The sequence below is a fragment of the Amphritea atlantica genome (genome assembly GCF_024347255.1).
Taxonomy (GTDB): Bacteria; Pseudomonadota; Gammaproteobacteria; order Pseudomonadales; family Balneatricaceae; genus Amphritea; species Amphritea atlantica.
In genome coordinates this window covers 2,374,056-2,388,342 of sequence record NZ_AP025284.1, presented here as the reverse complement: position 1 = coordinate 2,388,342, position 14,287 = coordinate 2,374,056, and the positions used below count along the sequence as shown (strand labels likewise).

The 14,287-nt window shown below is 50.6% G+C and carries 13 protein-coding genes; 9 read left to right on the top strand and 4 right to left on the bottom strand.

Features of this window, described 5'->3' with window-relative positions; translation table 11 throughout:
• The first annotated feature begins 23 nt into the window (after window positions 1-23).
• From OCU43_RS10910 to umuC, 3 genes are all read left to right on the top strand, one after another.
• Window positions 24-248 (top strand): hypothetical protein, encoded by a 225-nt coding sequence (locus OCU43_RS10910; RefSeq protein WP_091359030.1) that lies wholly within the window; start codon window positions 24-26, stop codon window positions 246-248.
• 647 nt (window positions 249-895) lie between these two features.
• Window positions 896-1,333, top strand: a complete 438-nt coding sequence (umuD, locus tag OCU43_RS10905) for a translesion error-prone DNA polymerase V autoproteolytic subunit (protein WP_091359032.1) — start codon at window positions 896-898, stop codon at window positions 1,331-1,333.
• Between the two features lie 7 nt (window positions 1,334-1,340).
• The gene (gene umuC, locus OCU43_RS10900; RefSeq protein ID WP_091359034.1) at window positions 1,341-2,603 is read left to right on the top strand and encodes a translesion error-prone DNA polymerase V subunit UmuC; all 1,263 of its coding nucleotides are present in this window, start codon (window positions 1,341-1,343) and stop codon (window positions 2,601-2,603) included.
• A 184-nt stretch (window positions 2,604-2,787) separates the two neighbouring features.
• Here umuC and OCU43_RS10895 read toward each other — a convergent pair whose 3' ends face one another.
• Entirely contained in the window at window positions 2,788-4,413 is a 1,626-nt protein-coding gene (locus OCU43_RS10895) for a BCCT family transporter (RefSeq protein ID WP_091359037.1), read from the bottom strand.
• A gap of 67 nt (window positions 4,414-4,480) precedes the next feature.
• Window positions 4,481-4,894 carry a universal stress protein gene (locus OCU43_RS10890; RefSeq protein WP_091359039.1) on the bottom strand — a complete coding sequence of 138 codons (414 nt, stop codon included), beginning with the start codon at window positions 4,892-4,894 and terminating at the stop codon, window positions 4,481-4,483.
• Window positions 4,895-5,495: 601 nt separating this feature from the next.
• Between OCU43_RS10890 and OCU43_RS10885 the strand changes: the two genes are divergently transcribed.
• The 3 genes from OCU43_RS10885 to OCU43_RS10875 all read left to right on the top strand — a co-directional run bounded on the left by OCU43_RS10885 (window position 5,496) and on the right by OCU43_RS10875 (window position 7,129).
• On the top strand, window positions 5,496-6,182 hold the full coding sequence (locus OCU43_RS10885; protein WP_091359042.1) for a helix-turn-helix transcriptional regulator: 687 nt from the start codon (window positions 5,496-5,498) through the stop codon (window positions 6,180-6,182).
• Between the two features lie 162 nt (window positions 6,183-6,344).
• Window positions 6,345-6,716 carry a VOC family protein gene (locus tag OCU43_RS10880; protein ID WP_091359044.1) on the top strand — a complete coding sequence of 124 codons (372 nt, stop codon included), beginning with the start codon at window positions 6,345-6,347 and terminating at the stop codon, window positions 6,714-6,716.
• Window positions 6,713-7,129, top strand: coding sequence for an EVE domain-containing protein (locus tag OCU43_RS10875; protein WP_091359047.1), 417 nt, complete (start codon window positions 6,713-6,715; stop codon window positions 7,127-7,129). The genes OCU43_RS10880 and OCU43_RS10875 overlap by 4 nt, the downstream gene beginning before the upstream one ends.
• Here OCU43_RS10875 and OCU43_RS10870 read toward each other — a convergent pair whose 3' ends face one another.
• A complete protein-coding gene (locus tag OCU43_RS10870; protein WP_091359049.1) occupies window positions 7,130-7,813 on the bottom strand; it encodes a glutathione S-transferase in 684 nt (227 codons plus the stop codon).
• Between the two features lie 121 nt (window positions 7,814-7,934).
• On the opposite strand from OCU43_RS10870, the gene OCU43_RS10865 reads away from it, so the two are divergent.
• On the top strand, window positions 7,935-9,023 hold the full coding sequence (locus OCU43_RS10865) for a site-2 protease family protein (protein ID WP_091359209.1): 1,089 nt from the start codon (window positions 7,935-7,937) through the stop codon (window positions 9,021-9,023).
• A 71-nt stretch (window positions 9,024-9,094) separates the two neighbouring features.
• Entirely contained in the window at window positions 9,095-9,265 is a 171-nt protein-coding gene (locus OCU43_RS10860) for a hypothetical protein (RefSeq protein ID WP_175483538.1), read from the top strand.
• 58 nt (window positions 9,266-9,323) lie between these two features.
• Here OCU43_RS10860 and fahA read toward each other — a convergent pair whose 3' ends face one another.
• Window positions 9,324-10,634, bottom strand: coding sequence for a fumarylacetoacetase (gene fahA / locus OCU43_RS10855; RefSeq protein WP_091359052.1), 1,311 nt, complete (start codon window positions 10,632-10,634; stop codon window positions 9,324-9,326).
• Between the two features lie 374 nt (window positions 10,635-11,008).
• Here fahA and OCU43_RS10850 point away from each other — a divergent pair, with 374 nt between their 5' ends.
• Window positions 11,009-14,263 (top strand): EAL domain-containing protein, encoded by a 3,255-nt coding sequence (locus tag OCU43_RS10850; protein WP_091359055.1) that lies wholly within the window; start codon window positions 11,009-11,011, stop codon window positions 14,261-14,263.
• Window positions 14,264-14,287: the final 24 nt, after the last annotated feature.

The window sequence follows — 14,287 nt, the reverse complement described above, 5'->3', positions numbered from 1 at the left end:
TCCAAAATCACTGGGAGAGACCGATGAAGCATAACGCCACCCTGACTGCAGATGAACGGCAGTTGCTGAAAAGGGTTCACCACGGGGATTTTGATAGTGCACCTCTGGTCCCGGTAGTGTTGCAACCGCTCATCTCCAAAGGCCTGATTGAACCGGTCAGATCGATCATGATGCCCATTATGCCCAGCCGTTATCGGTTTCGTCTTACCTCACTCGGCGAACGGCTTCTACAGCAGAAAAAGTGTTAAAAATTATAAACACGCCAGGTACCGGGCTCCCCCATTCAAACCTTAGAGAATCCTTTTGAGATCTCCTGCGATGCTTAACCGATTAACAAAATAAAATAAATATTCAATTTAAAAACAAAACATTACAGAATAATCCTATATTCTAAATTAACTTTTAATAGCTTTTGTTTATTGGGATTCCAGAGGTATATTCCGAGTCTACCTCTCTTCTGCACCTCCTCCTGCTACCCCTCTTTCAGTTTGCAGAAAAGTGCAGTCATCAGCCAGATAGACCCCATCAGAGAAACAAAATCCCCCCTGAAATCCTCTGCTCTGCCCCCCCCATAAACTGCAATATCCTTCAGGAATAAAGAGTGATATCGAGATCTGCCAAAGCGCTTCAGGCTTATGAGTTTCAGCCAGTAGGTGCAGGGACGCGTTACGCCTCTTTTCTGCTTAATGCATCAGAACACTCGCTATGCACTGACAACCCCCTTCGGCTTTACGAGCAAAACGCGCCACACACAAAAAAACAAAATATGTATTATGTATTAATAATACGGGCTCTGGTGTCTTTTTATTAACGACTTTGCGCATTAACGACTTTACTCACTAGTAACAGAATAATAATATACTGTTTAAATATACAGTAAAGTGTTCGTTTTGCTATGGCTATTACATTACTGGGGCGCTATCTGCGCCCCGCTTCATCTGTTGCGTTACCGTTGTTTATGCACTCAGTGACGGCGGGATTCCCTTCGCCAGCGCAGGATTACATTGAAAGAACCCTGGATCTGAATGAGCTTTGCATTCGCCATCCGGCGGCAACTTACTTTGTGCGTGCCGAGGGCGACTCGATGCAGGGAGCTGGCATATTTTCCGGCGATATTCTGGTGGTGGATCGCTCACTGAAAGCGGTGGATGGCGATATTGTGATCGCCTGTGTCAATGGCGAGTTTACAGTGAAAGAGCTACGCACCCGCCCTGCACTGCAGCTGGTGGCGCACAATCCAGCTTACGCTCCGATCCATTTTGGCCCAGACAGTACGCTGGAGCTGTTTGGTGTAGTAACGACCGTAATCCACTCTGTGCGGCAGCGAGGCTAGTTATCCGGTGTTTGCCCTGGTCGATTGCAATAACTTCTACGCCAGCTGTGAACGGCTGTTCCGGCCTGATCTGCAGGGGCGCCCCATCGTTGTGCTTTCCAATAATGATGGTTGCGTGGTGGCCCGAAGTGCTGAAGCGAAACGACTGGGCATTAAAATGGCGGTGCCGCTGTTTCAGGTGCAGGAACAGATTGATCGGGAAAATGTAGCGGTATTCTCCTCCAACTATGCACTTTATGGCGATATCTCAGCCCGGGTAATGACCGTTCTGGAACAAGAAGCGCCCGCAGTAGAGATCTATTCAATTGACGAAGCATTCCTTGATCTGACCGGACTGGAAACCCACTTTTCGCTGGTGGAATATGGATTGCAGTTAAAACAGCGGGTCTATCAATATACCGGCATCCATGTTTCAGTGGGTATCGCACCGACCAAAACCCTGGCAAAGCTGGCTAATCATGCCGCCAAACAGTATCCGGCCACACAGGGAGTGGTGGATCTGAGCGACCCTCTGCGACAGCGGCGCTTGCTTGGTTTGTTGCCGGTACAGGAGGTCTGGGGAGTAGGAAGGCGCTTATCAAGCCGCCTTGAGCAGCAAGGGATCAGCACTGCGCTGGCTCTGGCAGACAGCAATACCGCCTGGATTCACAGCCACTACTCTGTCACTCTGGAACGAACCGTACGAGAGCTCAATGGTCAGCCCTGTATGGAGCTGGAAGCGTGTCCGCCACCCCGCCAGCAGATACTCTGCAGTCGCTCATTTGCCCACCGCATAACAGAGTTTAACGATATGCGCTCGGCTATCGCCCAGTATGCAGCACGGGCCGCAGAGAAACTGCGGCAACAAAAGAGTCTTGCCAGAGTGGTAACGGTGTTTATCCGCACTAATCCTCATAGTCAGTATGAAGGGTTCTACAGCAACAGTGCCAGTCGGATTCTGAGCGTCCCCAGTGCTGATTCCCGGCGATTGACAGCCACTGCGCTCAGATTACTGAAGTCGATCTGGCGGCCGGGCCATCGCTATATGAAAGCGGGTATTATGCTGTCTGATCTCTACCTGCCGGGGCACTTCCAGCCCTCTCTGTTTGATGCGCCGGAATCACCTGCAGTGATGCGGCTGATGCAGGTCGTCGACAATATCAATCAATGCAGTCCGGGACAGGTCCGCTTTGCCGGAGAACTGCTCAGCAGCGGCTGGCAGATGCAGCGCAACCATCTTTCTCCCGCCTACACGACCCGCTGGGATCAGTTACCAGTGGTCCGGGCATGAATACGATATGGTTTTGTATCAATATACCTGGTCACTTACTCATGCGCCTGAATATATAAAAAGCTGTCAGCAACTATATAGACGACTGAGAAACCAGGTGCTATACCGGTTAAGGCTAAGGATATAAAAAAAACCGGCTGACGGGTGTCAGCCGGTTCGATTCAATGAACTCGTCGAAGAATCATCAAGCAGGTTCTGTACGCAGCCCGTGCCAGATACAGTAACACATCGAAACGGTCACGATGGCGAACGGGAAGCCCGTAGCGATCGCCAGTGCCTGCAGAGAGCCCAGTCCACCCCCCAGCAGCAATGCGATAGCGATCAGGCCCTCAAAGCTGGCCCAGAAAACACGTTGCGGCATCGGAGCATCGACCTTACCACCGGCACATATAGTGTCGACAACCAGTGAACCTGAATCAGAGGACGTTACAAAGAATACCAGCACCAGCACAATGCCAACGACTGAAGTAAACATAGGCAACGGCAGTAGCTCAAGCATATGGAACAACGATAGTTCCGGCGTCCAGTTGGCGATAGTTTGCTGCACGCCGGTGTAACCGTCATTAACCAGTTGGCTTATCGCAGTGCCACCGAACACGGCCATCCACATAACACAGGCAAGCGTCGGTATTAGTAATACGCAGATAATAAACTCACGAACAGAGCGCCCCAGTGATACCCGTGCGATAAACATGCCTACAAAAGGTGACCAGGCAATCCACCAGGCCCAGTAAAAGGTGGTCCAGCCGTGGAAGTAGTACCCATCATCACGGCCCACCCAATTGGAGAGCGCTGGCAGGTTAACACCATAGGCGACCAGTCCTTCGACAAAGATCCCAAGGATGCCGGAAGTAGCACCAAAGATGAGCACAAACAGGAACAGTGCAAGTGCCAACAGCATATTGGCCTCAGACAGTATTTTTACGCCGCCATCAAGACCGCGGACAACGGAAGTGATCGCCAACCCGGTTACGACGATAATAATCGATACCTGAAGCTCGATGGTGGCCTCAATGCCAAACACGTAGTGCAAACCGGCAGCCGCCTGTGACGAACCATAACCGAGCGATGTTGCCAGACCCGCCAGTGTCGCCAGTGCGGCCAGGGAATCCAGCAAGTGGCCCGGCCAGCCCCAGACCCGCTCCCCCAGAATCGGGTAGAAAGCGGAACGGATCGTCAGTGGCAGCCCCTTGTTGTAGGCAAAGATACCCAGAGCGAGCGCGACAACGCTGTAGCATGCCCAGGGGTGTAGCCCCCAGTGAAAGATAGTTGAAGCCATACCCAGTTTGATGGCGGCATCAACTGTAGCTGCGTCGGCGACATTACCGTTGGCATCCAGGATGCCGGGCTGGTTAAAGGAGGGGGTCAGCGAATGATTCAGTGGTTCAAGTACGCCATAGAACACCAGACCGATCCCCATGCCAGCGGCAAACAGCATCGAGAACCAGGCCGGATAGGAATATTCAGGGGTAGCACTTTTTCCGCCAATCTTGATCCTGCCCAGCGGCGAAACAATAAGGTACAGGCAGAAGATCACGAAGATGTTCATGCTGATCGCGAACACCCAGTCAAACTGAGTCGTTAGCCAGGGGCGCAGCGCGCCGAATATATCAGCCGCTATTTTATCGAATATCAGACAGAACAATACCAGGGCGATAACCGAGCCTGCTGTGAGTGCGAATACGGGGTTGTGAATGTCGACCTTGAGGGGGCCGATGCTGGGTTGGATGTTGTCCTGGCCGATGAGATAGTCGGTATCTATTTCCGCAGACGGTGCTGCAGGAGTTTGAGGTTCAGATGACATAGTCATTTATTCTCCCGGATTGTATAGCACTTATATTCGGCCCATTGGCCCGAATTTGCTCCTTGTTCCCGAATTACCTGACGACGAAGACAGATATTTGTGAATGAGACGCCAGATGGCCTCCGTGTGAGCCCGTCAGATGGTCAGCAAAACTGGGCAGGTGTGACGCCACCACCACCAGATCAGCACAGATGGTTTCTTCTGCGTGTTCCAGTACAAGATCGAGTTCGACAGCCGGATCATGAGAAATGAGAGTATGGGGCTCAGCATTGATGTTATTAGCGGATGCCTGTTCTTTCGCGAATGCCTTTAGTTTCTCAGCATACTCTTCGGCGTTATGTGCAATTTCGCTCGGCAGAGCCGATGTTACACCCACATAGTGCACTTTAGCTCCGTAGTGTCTGGCGAGGTCCGCGGCAACCTTTAACGCCTTATCGATCTGATCGATATGGGCCAGGCTAACCGGAACCATAATATTTGAATACATGATCGCCTCCTGATTTTCTTTGTAAGGATGGTTCCTGTATTCGTGCTGTTATCGCGCTTCAGCAGCAACAGCGAGGCGTAATAAATCGATACCTCTTTTGGTTGAATACCCTTAACGTATTACCTTAGTAGGCATGTCTTGCCTTTGTCAAACGACCCCTCTAGCGCAATCAGGCCGCTATACGAGTGGTTGCAGCAGGATAAAATTACTGAATTGTGGGGCTAAGGCTCTGAAGTTTTGACGCAATCATGTGGGCTGGCCGCTTTTCCCTGTGCAACAGGTTGATCAACTGTCAACGGGATAGAGCTGTCACTTTTATCAGCCCGGCCCGAGGGATATTATGCGTGCTGTCTGATAATCAGCTCGCCTGCCTATACCACCGCAAAAATAAGTTGGATACAATGATAAAAAGATTAATATATAAATAAAACAATATGATAAAAGATTATATTAATGCTTTTTGGAGGACGTATGTACCATAATAGCGGCTCTGATAACGCGTTTCTTGAGTATTTTGAAACGTATGTAATAAAACCAATACTGTCAGTTTTTGTCAGCATGTAGGCTATACTGCAGCTTTATTTTAGAATGGAATTAATCCGTGTCCCGCTCTGAACGCCTACTTAAACTGATCCATCTGTTGCGTAGTTATCGCTATCCCGCCCCTGGTTATCAATTGGCGGAAACGCTGGGCATCAGCCTGCGAACACTCTATCGTGATATCGCCAGCTTGCAGCAACAGGGTGCCAGTATAGAGGGAGAACCGGGGCTGGGTTATGTGCTCAAGCCTGGTTTTATGCTCCCTCCCCTGATGTTCACCGAGGAGGAGTTAGAAGCGCTGGTATTGGGCTCCCGCTGGGTGGCAAGTCGCACTGATTCAGAGCTGAGTGAAAGTGCCCGGAGCGCGCTGGTGAAAATCGCCTCCGTTCTGCCAAAGGATTTGAAAAATTCACTGGATGAAAATACTCTGCTTATCGGCCCATCAAAACAGCCTGCAACAGCAGAACCAGCGGAATTTTCACAGATTCGCCAGGCGATCCGCACAGAACAGAAAATCACCATTCGCTACCTCGATCTGAAAGAGCAGGAATCAATCCGGACGATCTGGCCATTTGCTCTGGGCTATTTCGATAGTCTTCGGGTGTTAGTGGGATGGTGCGAGCTGCGTCAGGCCTTTCGTCACTTTCGTACCGATAGAATTTTACAGTTTGAAATGTGCGCAGAGCATTACCCCCGCCGCCGGCGACAACTGTTGAGTGAGTGGCGAAAAGCGGAAGGTATCACTTGATAACAGGCATTGAGTCACACAGTTCTGTACAGTAACCCCTCTACCCTCTGCTTTAAGAAGAAACAAAACACTACTGACAAAAACTGACAGTACCTTTCTGTACTCTGCAGATGTCGGGCATCAGAAGATGCTCCCTCAACTGAATTACACAAGGATACCGTCATGCCAGATAGCAACTTTATTATTCTTTACGTAGAAAACCCATCCCACAGTGTTGAGTTTTACAGCACATTACTGGAGAGATCCCCGATAGAGAACTCGCCAAATTTTGCCCTGTTTGTTTTAGATAGCGGCATGAAGTTCGGCTTGTGGCAGCAACAGGACGTACAACCCGCCATAGAATCACTGGGCGTCAGCGGAGAGATCGCCTTTCCACTGCCTGACAAGGCAGAGGTCAGCCGTATTTACCACCGCTGGCAAGATCGCGGGCTGACAATGATACAGGAGCCCACCGCAATGGAGTTCGGCTATACCTTTGTTGCCCTGGACCCGGATGGCAACCGCCTCAGAGTCTTCTCTCCAGCTGAATCATGAGCCGTAACTGGATTGCTGTTGCTTCAGCAGACCATGTCAGAACGGGCCGCTCAGGTGGGTTTATGCAGGTTTGTCATGGCAAAGCGGCTCCGCTGAAGCGGATCAGTCCGGGGGACCTCGTTGCCTATTACTCCCCAGTGGAGACACTGGGTGATAAAGCCAGGCTGCAGGCATTCACCGGCTGTGGTCGTGTAAAACCGAGGGAGCCTTATCAGGTTGATATGGGCAATGGGTTTAAGCCATTCCGACGGGATCTTTGCTGGTTTGATACCCGGGAGGTGTCGATTCAGCCCCTGCTGGATCGGCTGGAGTTCTCTGCGGGTAAGGAAAACTGGGGCTATCCGTTCCGCTTTGGACTGTTTGAGGTTAGCGAACAGGATATGCACCAGATATGCGTAGCAATGGGGCTCTGATCAATGCGTATCAGGGGCGGGAAATAGCTGTGGCTCCGCCCCTTCTTGCCATTGCTGGTATTTTCTCATGACTTCGATAAAGAGTGACGATTGCAGGTGATAATCCAGCCAGTGTTGCAGCAATGGGTACGGTGCATTGTAAAACCACTCACGATCCACATGGGCAAACTGACGGATGAAGGGAAAGATAGCAATGTCTGCAATACTGCACGACTCACCCACAAGGTAACGGTGCTGTTCCAGCAGGCGTTCAAGTTTAACCAGAGTCGTTTCACACTGCTCACGGTAATAGTATTGCGGATGCTCCGGATAACGCTCAAAGTATTTATAGCGATCCAGATGCTGCTTGAAGACAGCGTCATTCTCCTGAATCAGAGCCTCACTTTGCCATAGGCGATCCGGATCCTCAGCGCAGAGCCAGTTATCCGGATCATTCAATCTTAACGCCCAGCGCATAATATCTCTGCTCTCATCGATCACTCGCCCCTCTTTTTCAGACGAAGCGGGCAATACTAAAACTGGTACGGTACCTTTTGGCGAGGCCTGCAACAGTTCGGCGGGCTTGTTTTTCAATACCACTTCGCGTAGTTCAACCGCTATGCCGCTATGGACAACCGCCAGCCGGGCACGCATGGCATAGGGACAACGGCGAAAAGAGTAAAGAATAGGAAGGTCTGGTGTCATAGCAATAATTGATTAGCTGATTACAAAAAACGCAGTCTACCTGCCTGACAGAAGAAGTCACTTTAAACTGCCATCAACTTATGCAACCATTCCGGCCGATACCTTTTGGCAGGAAATGGAAGTGGAACTACTTAATCTGGATTATCAGGGGCACAACCTGCGCCTGGAAGGCTCGATGGCGGGCTGGCAACTGCTGTACTGGAACAATACCCCGGTTTCCCGGCGGGATGCAGACAGCGGTTTTGACGGTATCAGTGAACACCGCTTTGAGTTGCAGAACGAACAGGGGGAAACGCTGATCTGTCGTCTGGAAACGGAGGTTGAGTGGGACCCGGTCAGGATCGGCTACCGTTTCTTTATGGGCGAGCAGTTGGTTGCCAACGGAGAGCATGGCCGCGAAGCGATGGAGCAAAAAGTGCCTCAGGCGCCGATACGTCAGGAAAAAGCCTCATTCAGCATTGTCGGTCTTGGTGCCCTGAGTCTGAAGTTACTGAAAAGCGCCAAGGTGATCAAGGTGGTGATGGCTGGCGCCAGTCTGGCGGCCTACTCCTGGTTTTTCTCTCTGCCCTTTGCCCTGGCACTGATCTTCTGCCTGGTGGTGCATGAGTATGGCCATATCCGGGCGATGAAACATTTCGGCATGAAAACCAAAGGGATCTATCTGATCCCCTTTGTTGGGGGCCTGGCCCTGAGCGATGCACGTATCAATACCCGCTGGCAGGATGTCTGTATCTCGCTGATGGGGCCATTTTTCGGTTTTGCGCTGTCACTACTGAGCCTGGTCGCCTACTGGGTAACCGGGTCGATGTTTTTTGCCGGATTGAGTGCATTCAATGCCCTGCTGAACCTGTTTAATCTGCTGCCGATTCTGCCGCTGGACGGTGGACATGTATTGAAAAGCATCGCCTTCTCGATGAACTCGCTGGCGGGAATCGTACTCTGTGGTGCTGCGGCAGCGGGCGGTATCTGGCTAAGTTACACTTTTGGTCTGGCGTTACTGGGCTTTCTTCTGATTATCGGCACTGTCGAGGTGCTTTTCGAGTGGCGCAGCCGGCACCATAGCCTACTGTTGCCTCTGGATCGTTATGGTCAGATCGTTTCCGCACTCTGGTATCTATTTACCATCGGTGGGCTGATCGCCATTATCTGGTATTTTCATGGTATGGGCGATGCGCTGTTAGGACTTCCGTTAAAGGTGTTGCAGAGCTAAACTGTTATTTGTTGAGGCCAAAACAAGCAGGCTTCAGAAGCAGTTATCAAGAGCAGCCATGAGTGGTAGATATGAGCGATAACGTTGTCGATATCAATAGTAAGCGGGACGATCTGCGCCACAAGCGTAAAGAGAAGCAACTCAACGAGCTGAAAAGTAAGTTTGAGAAAGCGCTTCCTACCGAAGAGCAGGATCCGAAACAGAAGTTGCTGAGCCTGTTTAAAAAGAAGCCGAAACAATAGATCACTTATCAGAAACGGCAGCCTTTAACGGCTGCCGTTTTACTTATGGGCTATGACATCAGTTGCTTGCCGGCAGCACGGTACTGGCAACCTCGCCAAAACCGATGCGTGCCGCGCCCTCTTTTTCACAGTATCCACGCATCACCACGGTATCGCCATCCTCCAGGAAAGTTCGTTGCTCGCCATTGGGCAGCGTAACAGACTCTTTACCACCACGGCTCAGTTCCAGTAATGAACCGCCCTGCTCATGCTCCGGCCCGGATTGCGTGCCAGAACCAAAAAAATCGCCGGGCCGCAGATTGCAGCCATTCACCGTGTGGTGAGCCACCATCTGGGCAACAGTCCAGTAGGAGTAAACAAAATTAGATTCAGAGAGTTTAGCAGGCTCCTGATTATGGTGGCGCATCTGCTGAGTCTGCAGCAGCACCTCCAGCCTGATATCAAGTGCCCCCTCCTCGCTATTCATTCTGGATGACAGATAGGGCAACGGCTGAGGGTCAGCAGCATCGCGCTTAAACGCTGTCCGGTAAGGTAACAGGGCTTCATTGGTGACAATCCAGGGCGACACGGTCGAGGCAAAGTTTTTCGCCAGAAACGGCCCCAGAGGCTGATATTCCCAAGCCTGAATATCCCGGGCCGACCAGTCATTAAAGAGGCAGTAACCAAACACATGCTGATCACTGTCATCCAGAACGACCGGTTCACCCAGGGCATTGCCCTGGCCGATATAGATGCCGACCTCCAGCTCATAATCCAACCGCTTACAGGGGCCCAGGGAGGGTTCAGCAGCATCCGGGGCTTTGATCTGCCCCTGTGGCCGTTTGAATGTTTGTCCCGAAACATCAATAGAAGAGCTGCGACCATGGTAACCTATAGGTATCCACTTATAGTTTGGCAGCAACGGGTTATCGGGGCGAAACAGGCTGCCAACACGGGTGGCATGGAACACTGATGTATAGAAATCTGTGTAATCACCAATAGTACAGGGCAGACTGTACTCTACCTCACTCTGCGGAATCAGACAGTTTTCCAGGGCCCCCTGCTCTTCGGCGCCTTCACGCAGGCCCCTCGATAGCGCCATACGCAAAGCAGACCAAACTGATCTGCCCAGTGACATAAAATGGTTCAGTGTTGGCTCGGCACATGCTGCTGCGCCCTCCGCCGCAGCACCAGTGAACAGATGCTGGGCGGCGGCAAGATCAAGCACCTGATCGCCAATCGCTACTCCGCCACGGAATGACTCATCAGAACCTTTACGACGAAATTCCGCAAAAGGCAGGTTCTGAATCGGGAAATCGGTATCAGGCAAATTTGCACAGCTCACCCAGCTGCGCAAATCAGGATTATGGGTTTCATTCAGTACAGGCATCACTCACTCTCTGGTGTCATTGTTAAGCAGCGCGCCCTTTTAGATTTTTTTAGCATCAAGGGCTTCACCACGAAGGTCTGATGTTAATTTTTATTATCTGCTTGTACGTTACCAGAAGACAGGCAGGCTTCAATGCCCGGATATAAATTGACTAATTCCAAAGAGTAAAGAATAACTATCAATAGCGCGAAATGGTTACATTAACGAGCCTGATCAATACATCATCTCTGCTCCTGTGATAGCTTTGGCACTAGTTTTACCCGGTAGTTCTGCTTATCAAGGGGAGATATCAAAGGTATCTGCAGGTATAGTTTTTAAATCCAACAGGGTTGGAAACGTTTTTCGAAGGTTAGGGACGTAAGGACATAAGATTGATGTCGGAATCAGTAGTTACTCTGAATACCATTTGCAGCCTGGACGTCTTGCACGCCCACCCGACCGATGCCGCTTTAACGGTCCTGCATCGCATGCGCAAATCTCATGTAAGCTCGATCGTCATTATTGATCAGCGTGAACCGATAGGTATTATCACCGAGAAAGATATCCTCCGCCTGGTCAGCTCTGCTGAAACTGAGCTGAGTGAACTGAAAGCCAGCGATATCATGACATCGCCGGTGAAAACCCTTTACGGGGATTGTGATTTTCAGCATGCCTATGAGCAGATGCAGCGGGAAAACCTGCGCCATATTGTTGTCATCAATCGGGATGGCAGTCTCAGAGGAATAGCGACTGAAACCGATTTTGTTCAACATCTCGGATTTGAATATCTGGCCGAAATCAAGCATGTCGAAGCCGTCATGGAACGGGTGATTATGTTTGTCCCCCAGGATAGTACCCTGCGCTACGCATTCTCAGTAATGAGTGATAAGAAGATCAGCAGTGTTGTGGTAGGCGACAGCAATAATGCCGCAGGTATTCTCACTGAGCGGGACGTTGTCCGCTTGCTGGATGACCAGATAGATCTGAATACCGCCAGAGTCTGCGATTATATGAGCAGACCGGTTGAGTTTATTGGCGTGGGCACCTCTTTGCTGCAAGCCCGGCAAACGATGCAGACAAAACAGATACGCCGTCTACTGGTCTGCGATACGGATGGGCAGGTAATAGGACTCCTGACCCGGCAACACCTGATTGATCGGTTACAAACCCACTTTATCAAAATGATGAGGGATGCGATCAGCCACCTGAATCAAAAACTCGAAAGCAGCCGCAATAAGGTCAATCACTACCAGGGCTTTTTTGAGAACTCTCCCCTCGCCTACCAGTCACTCGACGCCGAAGGCTTTATTCTTGAGGTCAACGCTTGCTGGCGTAAACTGATGGGGTATGAAAAGCGAGAGATCATTGGTACAGCATTCAAACAGCTGCTGGTCGCCGGTCAGGAGGAGAAATTCAGGCACTGCTTTGCCTCATTCTCAAATCATGGATTCGTTGAAAATGTCCATTATCAGCTACGAACCCGGGCTGGAGAGATACTGGATATTCAGTTAGATGGTCAGATAATGCGGGATGAAAGTGGTAATTTTATCCAGACTCATTGCCTGCTGACCAATCTGACTGAGAAACATAAGATGGACTCGCAGCTTCATCTGTTTCGCCAACTGATTGATCAAAGCCATGATGCCCTGTTTGTGATCGATGCAGAAAGTTCCCGCATTCTCGATATTAATCAGGCCACTTGTGATTATCTGGGTTATAAGCGTGAACAGCTGCTTAAAATGTCAATCACGGATATCAGTGATCTATCGTCTGATCTTTCCCGTTGGCGGAAACGTCTGGCTAGTATTGATGCCCGGGGAGGACTGTTTGAGGCAATTCATACCACCTCTGACGGGAGCAAAGTCCCTGTTGAGATCAGCACCACCTTACAGATGATCAATGGTAATCAGGTGGTCCTGTCTACCGTACGTGATATTACCGAACGTAAACAGGCTGAGCTGCGAGCGCGCAATGAGAGCAACTTCCTGCAGGCGGTGATTGATTGTATCGGCGATCCGGTGATGGTTATCGATACGGATTACAAAGTAATCAAGTCAAACCGGGCGGCAAACGATTACTACTTTAACTGCCTCTCCAGTAGCGATAGCTCATGCTATCACATGGTTCATAAACAGGGGGTTCCCTGCGAGCACTGTCCGCTGACAGATGTGATGAGCAGCAGGAAGCCCACCACCCGCATTCATGAGCATACCAGTAAGACCGGCGAAGTCCGGACATTTGAGCTGATGGCCAGCCCACTTTACGATGCCGATGGCAAGCTGGCCGGGCTGGTAGAATCAAGCCGGGATATTTCTGACCATGAGACTATCCGCAAAGCCCTGCTTGATAAAGAGAAGAGCCTTGATTTTCTGGCACATCACGACCCCCTGACCAAGTTACCCAACCGATTACTGTTCGGCGACCGGCTTAAACAGGCTGTACGCCATGCGAAGCGTAATAAAACCGGCGTCGCCCTGCTGTTTATCGATCTGGATGAGTTTAAAGAGATCAACGACAGCTTTGGCCATAATCTGGGCGATCAGTTACTCAAAAAAGTGTCAGAACGACTCAAACACCATGCTCGAGAAAATGACACGATCTCTCGTCTCGGCGGTGATGAGTTTACGATCATTATCGAAGATCTGATGAACGCTGATGATGCGGCTACCATCGCTCAGAACCTGCTGGCCGCATTTAATGAACCTATCGACCTGGATGAGCAGCTACATATCAGCCTCAGTATCGGTATCAGCCTCTACCCAGATGACGCCGAACAGCCAGAAGCACTGATCCGTAACGCCGATACCGCGATGTACCGGGCCAAAACTGCCGGTAAAAACCGCTATGAGTTTTATACTCAGGAGATGACCGATCAGGCCTTTGAACGGTTTCTGATGGTCGGGGCACTGCGTAATGCAATCGAGAATCAGCAGTTCGTGCTGCACTATCAGCCACAGATAGACCTGCGGGATAACAGCATAATAGGTGCAGAGGCCCTGATTCGCTGGAACGACCCGCAAATGGGCACAATTCCCCCCTCCCGATTTATCCCGGTGGCGGAGAAAACCGGAATGATCCAGAACATAGATCGCTGGGTACTTAATACCGTATGCCACAATATTCACCAATGGCAACAACAGGGATATCGGGTGCCACGAGTATCGATCAACATTTCAGCCCGCCATTTTGGTTCTAACATTCTTGCGGATGAGGTGGCGGCAATACTTGATCATCATCACTGTAGCAGTGAGCTGATTGAGCTTGAGATCACCGAAGGTGTAATCATGAACAACCCGAGCCGTGCGGGTAAAGAGCTTAAGCAGCTGCGGGATATGGGGATCCGTCTGGCAATCGACGATTTTGGCACCGGCTACTCCTCTCTGAGCTATCTGAAAACCCTGCCGCTGGATCGATTAAAAATCGATCAGTCCTTTATCAGTGATATTCCCGGAGATAAAAATGATCAGGCGATCTCCAGGGCCATTATTGCATTGGCGAACAGTCTTGGCCTGGAGGTGATTGCTGAAGGTATGGAAACAGAGCAGCAGCGCCAGTTCCTGATTGAGGAGGGCTGCTTCCATGCTCAGGGATTTTTGTTTAGTAAGGCTGTTCCGGAGCACAGCTTTCTGGCGTTGCTGAAAAAGGTCTAGCCAGCCCAGTCCTAACCCCTTAAG